The organism is Nocardia sp. CA-135398 (assembly GCF_050955845.1).
Lineage (GTDB): Bacteria > Actinomycetota > Actinomycetes > Mycobacteriales > Mycobacteriaceae > Nocardia.
This window is the reverse complement of record NZ_CP192084.1, coordinates 7,508,685-7,525,704: the sequence shown is the minus strand read 5'-3', so window position 1 is coordinate 7,525,704 and position 17,020 is coordinate 7,508,685. Positions and strand designations below refer to the sequence as shown.

The 17,020-nt window shown below is 65.9% G+C and carries 14 protein-coding genes and 2 tRNA genes; 6 read left to right on the top strand and 10 right to left on the bottom strand.

From position 1 onward, the window contains the following. Positions 1 to 54 precede the first annotated feature (54 nt). Complete coding sequence (locus ACQP1T_RS33480; protein WP_433757006.1) at positions 55 to 603, bottom strand: MarR family winged helix-turn-helix transcriptional regulator; 549 nt, start codon at positions 601 to 603, stop codon at positions 55 to 57. 166 nt (positions 604 to 769) lie between these two features. Here ACQP1T_RS33480 and ACQP1T_RS33475 point away from each other — a divergent pair. Beyond that, positions 770 to 844: transfer RNA gene (locus ACQP1T_RS33475), tRNA-Cys, on the top strand. A gap of 73 nt (positions 845 to 917) precedes the next feature. Here the strand turns inward: ACQP1T_RS33475 and ACQP1T_RS33470 are convergent. The 9 genes from ACQP1T_RS33470 to ACQP1T_RS33430 all read right to left on the bottom strand — a co-directional run bounded on the left by ACQP1T_RS33470 (position 918) and on the right by ACQP1T_RS33430 (position 10,004). After that, entirely contained in the window at positions 918 to 1,967 is a 1,050-nt protein-coding gene (locus ACQP1T_RS33470) for an ABC transporter ATP-binding protein (protein ID WP_433757005.1), read from the bottom strand. Next, positions 1,964 to 3,517, bottom strand: coding sequence for an ABC transporter permease (locus tag ACQP1T_RS33465; RefSeq protein ID WP_433757004.1), 1,554 nt, complete (start codon positions 3,515 to 3,517; stop codon positions 1,964 to 1,966). The genes ACQP1T_RS33470 and ACQP1T_RS33465 overlap by 4 nt, the downstream gene beginning before the upstream one ends. 2 nt (positions 3,518 to 3,519) lie before the next feature. Then, entirely contained in the window at positions 3,520 to 4,539 is a 1,020-nt protein-coding gene (locus tag ACQP1T_RS33460; protein ID WP_433757003.1) for an iron ABC transporter substrate-binding protein, read from the bottom strand. Between the two features lie 124 nt (positions 4,540 to 4,663). Beyond that, positions 4,664 to 6,064, bottom strand: a complete 1,401-nt coding sequence (locus ACQP1T_RS33455; RefSeq protein WP_433757002.1) for a metallophosphoesterase — start codon at positions 6,062 to 6,064, stop codon at positions 4,664 to 4,666. A gap of 14 nt (positions 6,065 to 6,078) precedes the next feature. After that, positions 6,079 to 6,732 carry an Rv0361 family membrane protein gene (locus ACQP1T_RS33450; protein WP_433757001.1) on the bottom strand — a complete coding sequence of 218 codons (654 nt, stop codon included), beginning with the start codon at positions 6,730 to 6,732 and terminating at the stop codon, positions 6,079 to 6,081. Positions 6,733 to 6,981: 249 nt separating this feature from the next. Beyond that, positions 6,982 to 7,767 (bottom strand): SDR family NAD(P)-dependent oxidoreductase, encoded by a 786-nt coding sequence (locus tag ACQP1T_RS33445; protein ID WP_433757000.1) that lies wholly within the window; start codon positions 7,765 to 7,767, stop codon positions 6,982 to 6,984. A gap of 404 nt (positions 7,768 to 8,171) precedes the next feature. Continuing rightward, positions 8,172 to 8,247 (bottom strand) — tRNA-Arg (locus ACQP1T_RS33440). Between the two features lie 128 nt (positions 8,248 to 8,375). Then, entirely contained in the window at positions 8,376 to 9,095 is a 720-nt protein-coding gene (locus ACQP1T_RS33435; RefSeq protein ID WP_433756999.1) for a DUF305 domain-containing protein, read from the bottom strand. Then, positions 9,096 to 10,004: a DUF3105 domain-containing protein gene (locus ACQP1T_RS33430; protein ID WP_433756998.1), complete on the bottom strand. Its 909-nt coding sequence runs from the start codon at positions 10,002 to 10,004 to the stop codon at positions 9,096 to 9,098. Between the two features lie 112 nt (positions 10,005 to 10,116). Between ACQP1T_RS33430 and argS the strand changes: the two genes are divergently transcribed. The 5 genes from argS to thrB are packed head-to-tail and all read left to right on the top strand — an operon-like array spanning position 10,117 to position 16,657. After that, entirely contained in the window at positions 10,117 to 11,775 is a 1,659-nt protein-coding gene (gene argS, locus ACQP1T_RS33425; protein ID WP_433756997.1) for an arginine--tRNA ligase, read from the top strand. After that, on the top strand, positions 11,775 to 13,193 hold the full coding sequence (lysA, locus tag ACQP1T_RS33420) for a diaminopimelate decarboxylase (protein WP_433756996.1): 1,419 nt from the start codon (positions 11,775 to 11,777) through the stop codon (positions 13,191 to 13,193). Before argS ends, lysA begins: the two co-directional genes overlap by 1 nt. Further along, the gene (locus ACQP1T_RS33415) at positions 13,190 to 14,599 is read left to right on the top strand and encodes a homoserine dehydrogenase (RefSeq protein WP_433756995.1); all 1,410 of its coding nucleotides are present in this window, start codon (positions 13,190 to 13,192) and stop codon (positions 14,597 to 14,599) included. The genes lysA and ACQP1T_RS33415 overlap by 4 nt, the downstream gene beginning before the upstream one ends. Further along, positions 14,596 to 15,687 (top strand): threonine synthase, encoded by a 1,092-nt coding sequence (thrC, locus tag ACQP1T_RS33410; RefSeq protein ID WP_433756994.1) that lies wholly within the window; start codon positions 14,596 to 14,598, stop codon positions 15,685 to 15,687. Before ACQP1T_RS33415 ends, thrC begins: the two co-directional genes overlap by 4 nt. A gap of 25 nt (positions 15,688 to 15,712) precedes the next feature. Beyond that, the gene (gene thrB, locus ACQP1T_RS33405; protein ID WP_433756993.1) at positions 15,713 to 16,657 is read left to right on the top strand and encodes a homoserine kinase; all 945 of its coding nucleotides are present in this window, start codon (positions 15,713 to 15,715) and stop codon (positions 16,655 to 16,657) included. Positions 16,658 to 17,020: the final 363 nt, after the last annotated feature.

Below are 17,020 nucleotides of genomic sequence, written 5' to 3'. Positions count from 1 at the left end.
CGTTACCGCGCATTGGTGCGTGCTGCGAAAAGACCGACCGGTCCGGGTGTTTTGTTACTGTTCGTGCGCCGACCATCGGGCCGGTTCATCGCCGGTGGCGAAGTCGCCTGCGGCATGGCGGAATTCCGCGAGCAACTGCAGCAGAGTATGCAGCCGATCCGGCGGAAGGCCTGGCACCGCGAACACTTTCGCGTTGAGTTCCTCGGTTGCCTCGGCAACCAATTCTCTTCCAGCGGAGGTGATTTCGATCAGAGTGGCACGCCGATCGCTGGGGTGCGGGACCCGCTCGACGAGCTTGGCGGCCTCGAGTCGATCGACGGTATTCGTCACGCTGGTCGGGTGCACCTGTAGTCGCGCACTGGCCTTCGCCATCGGCAGTGCACCCGTCTTACTGAAAGCAAGCAGCATGAGAAGTTCATATCGAGAGAACGTCAGACCGGTAGGTTTCAGGGCCTCGTCCACCCGCGCCATCACGATTTGCTGGGCGCGAACCAGTGAGGTCACGGCCGCCATTCCGTCGGCGAAATCGCCCCAGCCGTGGCCGACCCATTGACGATGGGCCTCCTCGATCGGATCAGTCGGAAGTGGACGTGGCCGCGACATGGTCTTGATCATTCCATGCTTGCAAGCCTCTCCGGATGTTCTACCGATCAGTGAGCGTCGCGAACTGGAATCGCGGACCGACGGTCGAGTCCTGGACTACCGGTTCGGATCACACTGAGTACAACCGTGGGCTATTCGACGAGGCGACGGCACTATTTATCGCGAGGCGGGCGTGGCTGAGTGGTTGAGGCAACGGTCTGCAAAGCCGTTTACGCGGGTTCAATTCCCGCCGCTCGCTCCAAATAACGGTGAGGGTGCGCCACCATGGGTGCCCGGCCCGGTGATACGCCACCGCCGGGCCGGGTGTCCGTGGTTCAGGCCGCTTCGAATGCCACGGCGTTGCCGAGCACCTCCAGCTGGACGCGCTCGCCAGCGGTCGGCGCCGCAACGCTGGCACGGCGCACTCGCACCGGATCGACATCGCCGTCCAGTGCGATGGTCAGCATCACATCGGCGCCGCGGAATTCCACATCGCGCACGATTCCGCTACCCGGCTCGCCATCGGAAACCACCTGCGCCACAAGCTGTTCCGGACGGAACATAATGGTCGCCGAGCCGGTCGGCGCGGACTTCTGCACCGGAACCCGGCCGAGCGCGCATTTGGCCACATCGCTGTCGACCACCGCATCGAGCAGCACACAATCGCCGAGGAATCTGGCGGTGAACAGATCAGTGGGCGCGGCATAGACCTCTTCCGGCGCGCCGACCTGGGTGAATACCCCTTCGCGCATGACCGCGACCTGTTCGGCGAAGCAGAGCGCCTCCTCTTGGTCGTGGGTGACCAAGATGCTGGTCATGCCCGCCGCGCGCAGTGTCTCGGCAACGGCCTGCCTGGTGGTGGCCCGCAATCCGGCATCGAGTGCGCTGAACGGCTCATCGAGCAGCATCACATCGGGTTTGCGGGCAAGAGCACGGGCGAGCGCGACGCGCTGCTGCTGGCCGCCGGAGAGCTGATGGGGGCGTCGGTCGGCGTAGGACGGATCGAGCGAGACCATCTCCAACAGTTCGTTCACCCGATTCCGGCCACGTCGCAGCCCACAGAATCCGCTGCGCAGGCCGTACGCGATGTTCTGTCCGACGGTCAGATGCGGAAACAGCGCCCCGTCCTGCGCGACGTATCCGACATTGCGCCGCTGCGGCGGCACCGAAAACCGGTCGCGGGTCACGGTTTCCGTGCCGATGGCGACCGAACCCGTATCCGGAGCCTCGAATCCGGCGATTACCCGCAATAGCGTGGTCTTTCCGCACCCCGACGAGCCGACGACCGCGGTCGAACTGCCGTTCGGCACTTCGAGATCGATCCCGCCGAGTACCCGGTGCTGGCCGAATGTCTTCGAAACATCCGCCACGACAAGCCGACTCATAACCCGGCCGCCTTCCTGGATTGGGTGAACAGCAGATACGTCACCGGCACCGCCGCGACGATCATGATGAGTGCATAGGGTGCGGCCGCGGCATAGTCCAATTCGCCCGACAGCGACCAGAACCGCATTGCCAGCGTGCGAGTTCCGCTGGGCGCCAACAGCAATGTCGCGGTCAATTCGGTCGCGACCGCAACGAATACCAGCGCACCGGCGGAGGCCGCGGCGGGCGCGGTCAACCGCAGCGTGACGCGCAGGAACGTGACCGGCCCCGACTGACCGAGCGAGCGCGATACTTCCTCCAGCCCGACCGGCACCTGCGCCAGCCCGGCGCGCACGCTGACCAGCGCCCGCGGCAGGAACATCAACACATAGGCGGCCACGACCATGGTCACTGTCTGATAGAGCGGCGGCGCCCACCGAATCGTGACGGTCACCATGGCCAGCGCGATCACAATGCCGGGCAGCGAACTCGTAATGTAATTGGCGCCCTCCACAATTCGGGCGAATGCCGAGGTGGAGCGCACCGCGATCCAAGCCACCGGAAATGCGCACAGCGTGGTGAGCAGTGCGGCCATCGCCGCGAGCGCGATCGTCTGCCCGAGCGCCGTGCCGATTTCGGTGAAATCCCAGACCTGTGCACCGCCGATGCGCAGCCAGCGCACGATGGTCCACAGCGGCACGCCGATCGAGCCGACGACCACCGCCGCCAAGGCGAGCAGAACCGGAATCGTGCCGGGCCCCAACGCGGCCCGGACAGCCGCCCGAGGCGCACCGCTGCCGATCCGCGCGTAACGCGCCTTACCGCGGGCCCCCGCCTCGGCCGCGAGCAACACCAGACAGCACAGCACCAGCACACCGGCCAGCATGCTGCCCGCCGGTCCGGCGAAGCTGGATTGGTACTGCTCGAAGATCGCGGTGGTGAAGGTATCGAACCGGATCATCACGAACGCGCCGTATTCGGCGAGCAGATGCAGCGAAATGAGCAGTCCGCCGCCGAGAATCGCCAACCGCAACTGCGGCAACACGATTCGGGTGAAGACCGCGGCCGGACCGGAACCCAGCGCGCGCGCCGATTCCTCCACCGCAGGATCCAGACGGCGCAGTGTGGCCGCGGCGGGCAGATACACCAGCGGGAAATACGACATGGTGGAGATCCCCACACCCGCCCACAGCCCGTGCATGGTCGGGAACACGCTGACCCAGCCGTAGCTGTTCACGAACGCCGGCACGGCGAGTGGCGCCGCGAATACCGGCCCCCACCACGCCGCACCCGGCACATTCGTCCGCTCCACCACCCAGGCCAGCCCCACCCCTAGCACTACACAGATCGGGACGGTGACGATGACCAGCCCGGCCGTATTGCGCAGCAGATCACCGACTCTCGGGCGGAACACCAGATCAGCCGCCTCGTGCAAGCCGGTGGAGAAGACGGTGGACACGATGTAGCCCAGCGGCACGAACGTCGCCGCCACCAATAGCAGCGCGACGGTCGTGACGAGTGGCCCAGGTCTTCCGACCCGAGGTGCGGCGACAGCGGTCCGGATGGCCATGACTAGAGCAGACCCGCCTCGGTCATCAGCGCCGTCACCTTCTTGGCATCGAGCTTGCTCGGGTCGACGGCAGGCGCCTGCAGCGAGGCCAGCGGCGGCAGTGCCGGATTGGCCGCGACATCACTGGCGACCGGGTACTCCAGCGAGTTGCCGTCGCGCAGGATCTCCTGCCCGGCCTTGGAGGTGATGAACGCCAGGAACTTCTGCGCCGATTCCTGCTTCTTGCTCGACTTCAGCACGCCGCCACCGGAAACCGAGACGAACGCGCCCGGATCCTGGTTCTTGAAGTAGTGCAGTCCGGTGTGGCTGCTGCTCTCCTTGGTGTTGGCCTGATCGCGGTACCAGTAGTAGTGGTAGATCACCCCGCCGTCGGGCTGACCGGAGTCCACCGCCTTCATAGTGGCGACATTGTTGGGGAACGCGGTGGCGTTGTCCTTCATGCCCTTCAGCCACGCCTTGGTGGCGTCCTCACCCTTCAGCGCGAGCAGGCCCGCCACAATGGCTTGGAAGTCCGCTCCGGAAACGCCCGCGCCCCAGCGGCCCTTCCACTGCGGCTGCGCCAGATCGAGCAGCGATGCGGGCAGCTTATCGGCCGCGACCTTGTCCTTGTTGTAGACGAAAACCGTTGAGCGGGCGGCGATTCCGGTCCACTTCCCGGTGGACGGGCGGAACTGCGCTGGCACCTGGTCCAGCGTCTTCTTGTCGACATCGGCGAAGAGTCCGGCGTTCTCCACCAGCGCCATGGCGGGGGAGTTCTCGGTGAGGAAGACATCGGCGGGGGAGGCCGCGCCCTCGGCGACCAGCTGGTTGCCCAGCGCGGTGTCGCCGCCCTGGCGCAGGGTGACCTTGATGCCGGTCTCCTTGGTGAACGCGTCCACCCATTCCTTGGTCAGCGATTCGTGCTGGGCGTTGTAGACGGTGATCTCGTTCTTGTCGTCCGAGGAATTCGAACAGGCCGTCACGCCGAGCGCCGCGACAGCGACGGCCAGCGCTGCGGAAATCGCTTTCCATCTGATCGACATGTTCGAGTCCTTCCGACGAGCAAGGTTCCACTTCATATGATGAGGCTTACCTAAGCAAGATACCGCGTCCGAACTGCGGCGACGGTATCGGTACGGCCGCGGTGGACTCGAGTTCTCGGGCCGGTCAGGTCAGGCCCGAGAAGTCCCGCAGCACAACGTGATTGCGGTCGGCGAAGGTGCCGAGCGTGTAATCCGGCAGCAAGCCGAAGTATTCGCCCCGGGTGGTCGCACTCCAGCGGCGCGCGGCCGCGGTGCGGGTCTTGTAGAAGTTGATCATGTATCCGCCCTCGTACAGGCGCAGCAGGCTGTAGCCGCCCGGATACTCCTTGACCGCGGCCACCTCCAGGAATTCCACCGCGGCACCGGTGTCGGGACGGGTGCGACGGTTGCGGTGGGTATGGCCGCTGTGCTGCAGGAATACGCCGGGTGCGCGCTCGTAGAGCGTCTGGAGTTCGATGCTGTCGGGACGATTGAGGACGAAACCCGGTCCGGCGGTATTGGTCAGACCGGATTCGACGGTCACCGGGTGATGTCCGAAGACCAGCGTCGGGCGATCCGGATCGTCGCGCAGTAGTTCGCCGAGTCGATCGAATTGCGGTCGTTCGATGCTGCCGCCCGAACCGTCGAGTTCGCTGGTATCCAGGCCGAGTAGCCGCAGGCCGCCCAACTCGTGCTCGATCAGCTGCTGGCGCGGATCGAATTCCTCGGCCCAGCAGTCGAAATGATCCGCGGCTGCCGGGATGCAGCCCTGGTATTCCGCGCCGATGTGCGGACGGTCGTGATTGCCGCGGACAGCGAGGTAGTCGCGGCCCGGTGCGCCCCAGGAGTCCAGATGTCCGCGGACCGAACGCGATTCCTCGGGCCTCGCCTCGGCGGTGAGATCGCCCGCGATGAGCAGGAAGTCGGCGCCGCGGTCCGGGCGGCGCAGATCATCGAGCACGGCCGCGAGCATCACCTCCGGATAGGGCGGCAGGCCGGGCTCCTGTCGGAAACCCGGCGGCAAATTATCGACGACGAGACCGCTGACCTGCTCGCCGTAATGCACATCATTGGCGAGCGCGAGGGTGCGCAGCGGGCGGCCGGGCGGCGGTGTCAGGGTGGTGAATTCGCCGGTGGATTCCGGACTTCCGGGGGCTCGGGTGGTCAGCGAGAGGGCGGGCACGGCTCGGACGCCGTTCGACCACGCCTCGAATCGGTAGCGGCGGCCCGGTTCGAGTCCGTCGATCTCCGCATAGTGGAACGCGGTGCGCTCGTCATCGACGTAGACGGCAGTCAGTGACGAATCAGCAGGCCCGAGGCGCACTTCGGCGTCCGTGTCGACCGGCAGCAGTCGACCGTTCGGATCCGGGGCCACCGTCGTCCAGGTGAGGATCACCGATCGATCGGTGACCGTGACGACCTCCAGATCGGTCGCGAAGAGCGGATTCGGTTGAGCCCGAACCGAACCCGGATCCGCGAGGCACGCCGACGCGGCCAGTCCGATGACGCTGAGGAAGGTCCGGCGCGACGGTCCGCAGCAGCTCATCCGACGAGATTACGTCAGTTCTTACCCGACTCCGCCGAGCAGACCTTCCACTTCCCGTCTTCCTTGCGCAGGTGTTCGGTGGTGCCCGTATCGGTATCCGGGGTCTCACCCGGGACGGTCAGCGTGAGTTTGCCGGTGATCCGGGCGGTCGCACGGTCACCCGTGACAACGATGTCATCGATCTTGTCGATGTCGACCTCGATCTTGGCGGTATCGAATTCCTTCTTCTGCTCCTCGGTCAGTGTGTCGAACTCGGCACGGTCGGCCGCGCACGCCTTGTTCGCCGCGGCGGCGAAACCATGCGATTCGAGCGTGTCGTAGAAGTCGTGGATGGCCACCTGGATCTTCTTCTCATCCGAGGCCAGTGGCGTCTTGCCCTGCACGGTCAGCACTACGCCCGCGGCGACCGCACCCGCGATGACGAGCACCAGCACCAACAGGCCGATGATCAGGCCGGTCCTGCGCTTCTTCGGCGGCGAATACCCCGGCTGTTGATAACCCCCAGGCGGCGGATACCCCTGCTGCGGTCCATACCCCTGACCACCCGGCGGCGGATAACCCCCTTGCTGCGGATACCCGGGCCCACCCTGCTGCGGATAGCCATACGGCTGCTGCGGCTGCCCCTGCGGCTCCCCGAACGGCGGTTGCCCACCCGGCGGATATGTCATCGTCGCGTCCTCCCGCTAACCCCGTCTGTGTGAGGTTACGGCAACCCGGACCCCCGCGACCGGAACACCGGCCACGAGGCCACGCCCACCGAGCGCGGCTACCTCGGCAAGACCGAGACCTACGTAACCCGGCAATGACAACGGCCCGAACGAAGCTCGGGCCTGGACTGGAGCTCTGCCTGCGTGACCCCTGGTCGGACTCCACGCTCGCCACTTAGCCGTGAGGAACGCCATGTGACTGGTAGGCCCTCAAATTGTGGTGACGAAGCCGCCGTCGATCCGCAGATCGGATCCGGTGGTGTTGGCAGACCGATCGCTGACCAGGAACACGACCAGGTCGGCAACCTGCTCCGGAGTGGTGAACCGGCCCATCGCGGAAGCACCGGCGGTCGCGGACCGCACCTGTTCGGGGGTCTGACCGCTGGCGTCGGCGATCGTGTCGGCGACTCCACCTTCGTCCAGCCACAGCCCGGTCGTCACGGGTCCGGGGCTGATGGAGTTGACGCGAATGTTCTTCGGCCCCAGTTCCTTTGACAAGGCTTTGCCGAAGTTGGTGACGGCGGCCTTGGTGGCACAGTAGTCGTAGATCCCGGGGTCCGGGTAGTACGCGTTGACCGATCCGATGATGACGATCGATCCGCCGCCACGGCGGTACATCTGTGGCAGCGCGGCCCGGGTCGGTCGCACCGTCCCCATCACATTGAGGTCCCAGGATGCCTGCCACTGGTCATCGGTAACGCCCGCGATGCCGCCTGGTTGCACCGTGACCGCGCCGACGTTGTTCACCAGTACATCGATGCCACCGCGGTCCGCCGCGGCCGCGATCAGGTCATCCGCACCGCCGGGCTGCGATAAATCGGCGGATACAAATGTCACGTTCCCGGCCTCCTCCAGCGCCTCGAGACCGGGCCCACAAGTGCGTGATCCGGCCACGACGTGGGCGCCGGCGTCCACCAGCGCCTGGGTGATCGCGAGCCCGATACCTTTGCTGGCGCCGGTCACCACGGCGGTCTTGCTTGACAGATGCAGATCCATACGGTTGCTCCCCTCGCCGGCTCAGCTTGCGACCCCGCACACGCTACGCCCGGCTCAGCTCTGTGCCGTTGAAGATGGTGGTGTCACTGCGTACATCAGCCCAGTGCAATGAGGCCAGCCACGCAAATACTTACGGGCGGTTCACACCGCGCTACTCGGGTGACCCGATCCTCGACAGCGCCCGAGTTCGGGATTGGGGCGCTAGATCGATTGGCTGGCTGCGGGACAACGCGTCGCCTCAGGCGCCGAATATCGAAGCGGGTGTTGAGCCCTTCCCGAGGAGTGTGACTGAGTCAAGATCGAACTCAGGGGCGAAATCGGAGGTTAACGGCAAATGGTGCCCAGCAAGGATTCGAACCTGCAACGCGAAAAATTGCCCTGACCTGTGGAAACGCTGTTGTAAGTGGTGCCCTCGGCAGGATTCGAACCTGCGGCCTTCTGCTCCGGAGGCAGACGCTCTATCCCCTGAGCTACGAGGGCGGGATAGTTTTCGAACGGTGCCGGTGGGGGCGGCCGTTCGGGCGGGGCCAAGCGTATCGCATTGCGGGGCGTCCGCCAAAAAGTGTGTCGGGCCGGGGAGTTTCGGTTCCCCAGCCCGACGCGATGGATCAGTTCTGCGGCAGTGGAGTCGCGTTGCGTGCGGTCAACATGGTGGTGATGAGCTGGGCTTCACCCTGCTGGGTGGTCGCCATGGTGGACGCCAGGGTGCGCACCGCGGTTGTTTCGGCGTGCTGTGCGGCGTACTTGATCATCTCGAGTCCGCCCTGGTGGTGGCGCAGCATCAGTTGCAGGAACATCGTGTCCAGTGCGGGGCCGGTGGCTTGGCGCAGCGCGGTCAGCTCCGCGGTGGTCGCCATGCCCGGCATGGACGCTGTCGGTCCGGACATCGCGTGGTCGGCGCCGGAATGTGAATGGCCCGCGGGTTCGGTCATCCAGCCCATATAACCGTCGACATTCTGATTCGGCTTACCCCACATCTGCAGCCAGCCCTGCATTCGGCCGATCTGCCCCTGCTGGGTGGTCAGAATGTCGTAGGCCAGCCTGCGCACATCGTTATCGGTGGAACCGATGAGCGCGACACCGGCCATTTCGACGGCCTGCGCGTGATGTGCCGACATGTCCTGGCTGAATCCGATATCGACCGCGCCGGGGTCGGGTTCGCTATTGCTGTCCAGCGGCAGCCGGGCCAGTACGCCGACCGCGAAGCCGATCAGCAGGACGCCGATCGCGCCGAGCACCAGCAGCGGCGTGCGCTGCCGCCGCGCCTGCGCACCCAAGCCCGTGGAATCGCTCGCCACATCCGGCTCGATTTCGGTATCCACTGGCATCTACTGACCTTCCGTCGGCTGGGTCGGAATTCCGTTGGGGATGCCGGGGATATTCGGCACACCCGGAATGCTCGGCATACCCGGCAGACCACCGGCGGCGCCGCCGAGTTCGGTCTGGTCCTGTGACAGACCCTTACCGTCCATCGGCACCGCATCCGGTCCGGGCGGCGTCGGGTCGTACGGCGTCGGGTTGTTCGCGTCGAACGCGGGGTTCGAGCAACTCGCGCCCACTTCGGGATAGGCGTAGGGGTTCTCGCGCAGGGCGGTGATGAACTGGTTGACCCGCTTGTCGTCGGCGCTGTCCAGCTTCAGCTGATGCCCCCAGGACTGCAGCGATATCGCCGAAGGCAGACCGGGGAACGGCGACATCAATGTGAACGGCTTACCTTCGACCTTCTGCTTCAGCGTGTCGATGCCCGCCGCGTCGACCTTGTCGGGGTTGTAGGCGATCCACACCGCACCGTGTTCGAGCGAATGCACCGCGTTCTCCACCCGGATCGGCTTGCTGTAGACCACGCCCATGCAGTTCGCCCAGACCTGATCGTGTGGACCGCCGAACGGCGGGGTCTGGTCATAGGCGACGCGTTGCGCGCCAGAGACGTGCAGTCCGGCCGGATATTCTTTCTTGGTCACCCCGCCGATCTGATCCGACGGATCCTTCTTCTGCGCGCTCGGTGTGTATTTCTCGAGTTCGGCCTTGTCCCGATACTTCGGCACCAGACTGAACGCGAGCGCACCGATCAATGCGATGATCACCACGGCGGCTCCGATGACCAACCAGGGGATCTGGCGCTTCTTCAACGGGCCCTTGCCCATCGGAACCTTGCCGCCGCCTTTTTTCCGCGACGGTGCGACCTTCCCTGCGGCCCGGACGGCCTTGGCCGATTTGGCGCTCGTGCTGCTCGGCATAGCTCGCTGTGCTCTTTCCACGTATTGATCCACGGTGCTGGGTGGTTGCGGAGGGCTCCGCCGAGGTGCCCACTCGAGGCGTACACCTGCCCAGACCATAGGATAGAGACTCGTGACTCCAGCTGACCTTGCAGATCTCCTTCGCGCGACCGCGGCGAAGGTGCTTGTCGAACGTGGACTGGACCCTGCGGTCCTCCCCGACGAGGTCAATGTGGAGCGTCCCCGTAATCCGGAACATGGCGACTATGCCACGAATGTGGCCATGCAGGTAGGTAAGAAGGCCGGAACGAATCCGCGCGAGTTGGCGACCTGGCTGGCCGAGGCGCTGGCCACCACGGATGCCATCGACACCGCCGAGGTCGCCGGTCCTGGCTTCCTCAATATCCGGCTCGCCGCTTCCGCGCAGGGCGCGATCCTGCAGCAGGTTTTGACCGCGGGTGCGGCCTACGGCACCTCGGACACCCTGAAGGGCACTCGGATCAATCTGGAATTCGTGTCGGCCAATCCGACCGGTCCGGTGCATCTCGGCGGCACCCGCTGGGCCTCGGTCGGTGATGCGCTCGGCCGCATTCTGGCCGCACAGGGCGCCGACGTGACCCGCGAGTACTACTTCAACGACCACGGCGCGCAGATCGACCGCTTCGCCAAGTCCCTGGTCGCCGCCGCCACCGGTGCGCCGACCCCGGAGAACGGCTACGCGGGCGAATACATCGGCGAGATCGCCGCCAATATCGTGACCGCGCATCCCGAGGCGCTGACCTTGCCGGAGAACGACCAGCTCGAACTTTTCCGTGCCCGGGGCGTCGAGTTGATGTTCGCCCATATCAAGGAATCGCTGCACGAATTCGGCACCGATTTCGATGTGTATTTCAACGAGAGTTCGCTCTTCGAATCCGGTGCGGTGGAAGCGGCCGTGACCAAACTCAAGGATTCCGGCGACCTCTACGAAAAGGACGGGGCCTGGTGGATCGCCAGCTCCGAATACGGTGACGATCAGGACCGGGTCGTCCTCAAGAGCGACGGCAATGCGGCCTATATCGCCGGTGATATCGCCTATTTCCAGAACAAGCGCTCGCGCGGCTTCGATCTGTGCATCTACATGCTCGGTGCGGACCATCACGGCTACATCGGCCGGTTGAAGGCCGCCGCGGCCGCCTTCGGCGACGATCCGGCCACCGTCGAGGTGCTCATCGGACAGATGGTGAATCTCGTCAAAGATGGTGTGGCCGTGCGGATGTCCAAGCGTGCCGGCACCGTGGTGACCCTCGACGATCTGGTCGAGGCGATCGGCGTCGATGCTTCCCGGTACTCGCTGGTGCGCAGCTCGGTGAACTCGAGCATCGATATCGATCTGAACCTGTGGACCAGCCAGAGCAACGAAAACCCGGTCTACTACGTGCAATACGCGCACGCCAGGACCGCGTCCATCGCGCGCAATGCCGCCGAATTCGAATACGACACGGTGACACCGGATTTCGGTCTGCTCACCGCCGATGAAGAGGGTGAACTCATCCGCACCATCGGCGAATACCCGCGCGCCGTCGCCAGTGCCGCGAGCCTGCGCGAACCGCACCGCGTCGCGCGGTATCTGGAGGAACTTGCCGGTGCCTACCACCGGTTCCAGACCAATAAGAACCTGCGCGTACTGCCACTCGGCGACGAACCCGTCACGCCGACCAATGCCGCCAGGCTGGCCCTGGCCAATGCCACCCGTCAGGTGCTGAGCAACGGCCTCGGGCTGCTCGGCGTTAGTGCACCGGAGCGAATGTAGTGAGTGCTCACCCTGCCGGTCCCCGGCACGCAGAAATCCCACACGCGCCCAGCCTCGCGGAGCGGCCGAGCGCTCCCGAGCAGATGATCGATCTGCCCGCGAATGTCTGGCCGCGCAACGCTTCTCGCGCGGCCGACGGCGTCGTAAACCTGGCCGGTGTGCCGGTGCACGAACTCGCCGAGCAGTTCGGCACCCCGCTGTTCGTGGTCGACGAGGACGACTTCCGTTCCCGCTGCCGCGATATGGTCGCCGCCTTCGGTCCGGACGCGCGAGTTCACTACGCCTCCAAGGCATTCCTGTGCGGTGAGATCGCGCGCTGGATCCGCGACGAGGGTCTTTCGCTGGACGTCTGCTCCGGCGGTGAACTGGCCGTCGCCCTGCATGCGGGCTTCCCCGCGAACCGAATCGCATTGCACGGCAACAACAAATCCGCTGCCGAGCTGGCTGCCGCGGTCGAGGCCGGCGTCGGTCATGTGGTGGTCGATTCGCTGATCGAGATCGAGCGCCTGGAGGCCATCGCGGGGCGCGCCGGAGTCGTTCAGGATGTGCTCGTCCGCGTCACCGTTGGCGTGGAAGCCCATACCCACGAATACATTTCGACCGCACACGAGGATCAGAAGTTCGGCTTCTCGATTTCGGGCGGCGATGCCATGGAGGCGCTGGCTCGGGTCTTCGAGACCGATAATCTCCGACTCGTCGGCCTGCACAGTCACATCGGTTCGCAGATCTTCGAAATCGATGGTTTCGAGATCGCCGCGCGCCGCATGCTCGGCCTGCTGCGCGAGGCCATCGACAAGTTCGGCATCGAGCGCACCGCGCAGATCGCCACGCTGGATCTCGGTGGCGGACTTGGTATTTCGTATCTACCCAATGACGATCCGCCGCCGCTGGACGATTTCGCGGCGAGCCTGCGCAAGCTGGTAGCGACCGAGGCGAGCCGCGCCGGACTGCCCGAACCGAAGATCGCCGTCGAACCCGGCCGCGCCATCGCGGGACCGGGCACCGTCACCCTCTACGAGGTAGGCACCATCAAGGATGTCTCGCTCGACGGCGGACTGCGCAGGCGCTATGTCAGCGTGGACGGCGGCATGAGCGACAACATCCGGCCCGCGCTGTATCAGGCCGACTACGACTGTCGCCTGGTTTCGCGCTCCTCCGATGCCGCGCCCGTCGTCGCCCGGGTCGTCGGAAAGCATTGTGAGAGTGGGGATATCGTTATCCGCGATACCTGGATGCCCGCCGATGTCGGCCCCGGCGATCTGGTCGCCGTCGCCGCGACCGGCGCGTACTGCTACTCGATGTCCAGCCGGTACAACCAGCTGACTCGTCCGGCGGTCGTCGCGGTGCGGGATGGTGTGCCGCGACTCATTCTGCGCCGGGAAACGGTGGCGGATCTGCTCAGCCTGGAGGTGCAATGAACTCAGTATCGCGTAGCGATTCCATCGGGGACGGTGGTCCGGCGACGGGTGGGCCGGACGCTGCGAAGTTCGGTGCATGGGGAACCGATCGTCCGATCGGAGTCGCGGTCCTCGGAATGGGCAATGTCGGCACCGAGGTGGTGCGCATTCTGCGCGACCACGTCGATGACCTGCGGGCGCGCGTCGGCGCGCCGGTGGTGCTGCGCGGTGTCGCCGTGCGCAACCTGGACGCCGACCGCGGTATCCCGGCCGAATTGCTGACCACGGACGCCGATGCGCTGGTCGCCCGTGACGATGTCGATCTGGTGGTCGAAGTCATCGGTGGCATCGATCCGGCCCGCCGCCTCATCCTGGCCGCGCTCAATGCGGGCAAATCCGTGGTGACCGCCAATAAGGCCCTGCTGGCCGATTACACCGGCGAACTCGCCGCCGCGGCCGAGCGCAACCGCGCCGACCTGTATTTCGAGGCCGCAGTCGCGGGCGCGATCCCGGTGGTGCGTCCGCTGATCCAGTCGCTGTCCGGTGACCGGGTGAACAAGGTCGTCGGCATCGTCAACGGCACCACCAACTTCATCCTTTCCGCGATGGACGAGACGGGCGCGGACTACGCGATCACTCTTAAAGAGGCCACTCGCCTGGGTTACGCGGAGGCCGATCCGACCGCCGACGTCGAGGGCTACGACGCCGCCGCCAAGGCCGCGATCCTGGCCTCACTGGCCTTCCACACCCGAGTGACCGCGGCCGATGTGTACCGCGAGGGCATTTCCAAGATCACCGCCGAGGATCTGGAGACCGCTTCCGCACTGGACTGCACGGTGAAACTGCTCGCCATCTGCGAGCGGGTCTCGGCGGGTCCGGGCGAACCGGGCCCGGCAGAGGGCGGAAAGGAGCGCGTCTCGGTGCGCGTCTACCCGGCCCTCATTCCGCGCAAGCATCCCTTGGCCGCGGTCACCGGCGCGTTCAACGCGGTGGTCGTCGAGGCGGAGAACGCCGGTCGGCTGATGTTCTACGGTCAGGGCGCGGGCGGTGCTCCGACGGCGTCGGCGGTACTCGGCGACCTGGTCATGGCGGCGCGCAATAAGTTCTTCGGTGGCCGCGCTCCCGGCGAGTCGGTTTATGCTGAGCTACCGATCGCGCCGATGGGCGATACGCCCACGCGTTACCACGTGAACCTGCAGGTCGCGGACCGACCCGGGGTGCTGGCCAAGGTGGCGGGCGAATTCGCCAACCACGAGGTGAGCATTTCCACGGTCCGTCAGGAAGGACACGGCGAGGGTGCGCGCCTGGTCGTGGTCACCCACCACGCTTCGGAGTCCGCGCTCGCGGACACCGTCGCCGCCCTGGCGGAAATGGAATCCGTCACATCCGTGACCAGCGTTCTGAGATTGGAAGGCACCAACGAATGAGTACGCGCGTTGCGCCGCAGGCAGGAGTGCACTCGCGGTGGCCCGGCCTGATCGCCGCCTACCGCGATCGGCTGGCCGGCGCCGCCGACTGGGAGCCGGTCACCCTGTACGAAGGCGGCACCCCCCTGGTGCCCGCACCGCATCTGTCCGAACTGACCGGATGTGATGTCTATCTCAAGGTCGAGGGCCTGAATCCGACCGGCTCCTTCAAGGACCGCGGCATGACGATGGCCATCACCGACGCGAAGTACCGCGGACAAAAAGCAGTGCTGTGCGCGTCCACCGGCAACACCTCGGCATCGGCCGCCGCCTACGCGACCCGGGCCGGGATGAGCTGTGCGGTGCTGATTCCGCAGGGCAAGATCGCCATGGGCAAGCTGGCCCAGGCCGTCATGCTCGGCGCGAAGATCATCCAGGTCGACGGCAATTTCGACGACTGTCTCGAACTGGCGCGCAAGGTCACCGCGGAATTCCCGACCGTCGGTCTGGTGAACTCGGTGAATCCGGCCCGCATCGAGGGCCAGAAGACCGCCTCGTTCGAAATCTGCGATGTGCTCGGCAAGGCGCCCGACGTGCACGCCCTTCCGGTGGGCAACGCGGGCAATATCACCGCCTACTGGCGCGGTTACCGCGAGTACTACGCCGACGGCATCACCACCGGCCTGCCACGCATGCTCGGTGTGCAGGCCGCGGGTGCCGCGCCGCTGGTCAACGGTGCCCCGGTCAAGGAGCCCGAGACCATCGCCACCGCTATCCGGATCGGCGCGCCCGCGTCCTGGAACGGCGCGGTGGAGGCCAAGGAACAGTCCGGTGGCGCGTTCCGTGCCGCCACCGACGAGGAGATCCTGGAGGCGTACCGACTGGTCGCCGCGACCGAGGGTGTTTTCGTCGAGCCCGCGTCGGCGGCCAGCATCGCGGGCCTGCTCGCCGCGCGCAAAGAAGGTTGGCTGGATTCCGGGCTGACCGTGGTGTGCACGGTGACCGGCAACGGCCTCAAGGATCCGGATAACGCGCTCGCGGGAATGCCGCAGGTGCAGGCGATTCCGGTCGACCCGATCGCGGTCGCCCACGAACTCGAGCTGGCCTGAGTTGAATTCGCGCGAAAGCCAATTGATGACAAGGACGCTGCCCGCCGGTCTGTCGGTGATCGCGCGGGTGCCCGCGTCCAGTGCCAATCTCGGTCCCGGATTCGATTCGCTCGGTATGGCTTTGGGCATCTACGACGAGATCGAGGTGCGCACTACCGATTCCGGGCTCACTATCCGAGTGGAGGGTGAAGGCGCCGACGACGTGCCGTGGGGCCCTTCACATCTCGTGGTGCGCGCGATCGAGCGCGGCCTGGAGGCGTCCGGCGTCTGGGCCGATGGTCTCGATGTGGTGTGCCGCAACGTGATTCCGCATTCGCGCGGTCTCGGTTCGTCGGCCTCGGCGGTGGTCGGCGGGCTCGCCGCCGGCTGCGGTCTGGCAGCGAAATTGGATCCGGCATTGGCCACCGGAAGTGACCAATTGGTCCAGCTCGCATCGGAATTCGAAGGTCATCCGGACAATGCCGCGGCCAGCGTGCTCGGTGGCATCGTGGTGTCCTGGACCGAAACCGCCACCGACGGTGCCGCGGCGCCCGACCACGGCCGCGTCTACCGTGCGGTGCGCCTGGATCCGCATCCGACGCTGCGTCCGGTGGTGCTGATTCCGGAAGAGCGCTCTTCGACCGCGCATACCCGTGGCCTTTTGCCCGAGGTCGTGGCGCATGGCGATGCCGCGTTCAATGTCAGCCGCGCCGCGCTCGCGGTCGTCGCCCTGACTCAACGTCCCGACCTGCTGCTGCCCGCGACGGCCGATCGTCTGCATCAGACCCAACGCGCGCCCGCGCTGCCGCTGACCACCGCATGGATCGCCCGGCTGCGGGCGGCCGGGATCGCGGCCACGGTATCCGGCGCGGGACCGACCGTACTGGCCTTGGGTACCAGCGAATTCCCCGCCGAACTTCGTGAACTCGCGGCCATCGACGGGCTCCGCGTGGTCGAGCCGGGACTCGCAGAAGGCGTCCAAGTCGACTGACGGCGCGTCTGCCTTGCCGAGGTTCCAGGTTGCCAGCTATCCTGAGCACGTCCGTACATCGTGCGCATCAGACGCCGGTGCTTCATCAGGGCAATCGCTCCAGCAGGCTCCAGGCTCGAGCCTCCAGGCCATGGGGGTGCTGCGTAGCTGCGCAACTGGAATGATCTCTCCCACCTTTCGGGAACTGGTGGCGAAGCCGCCGGTCCGGCGGGGCAGGTGATACGGCAAAAGCGCCGGTCCGAGCTGTGTGTTCGGCCCTCGCATCCGAGTCCGGCAGAACGCCCGGACTGCGGGACGGAACCCTCGAAACAGCACACGGCAGTCGAGGGAAGGAAAGGATTTCCGTGACAGATACGGACCTGC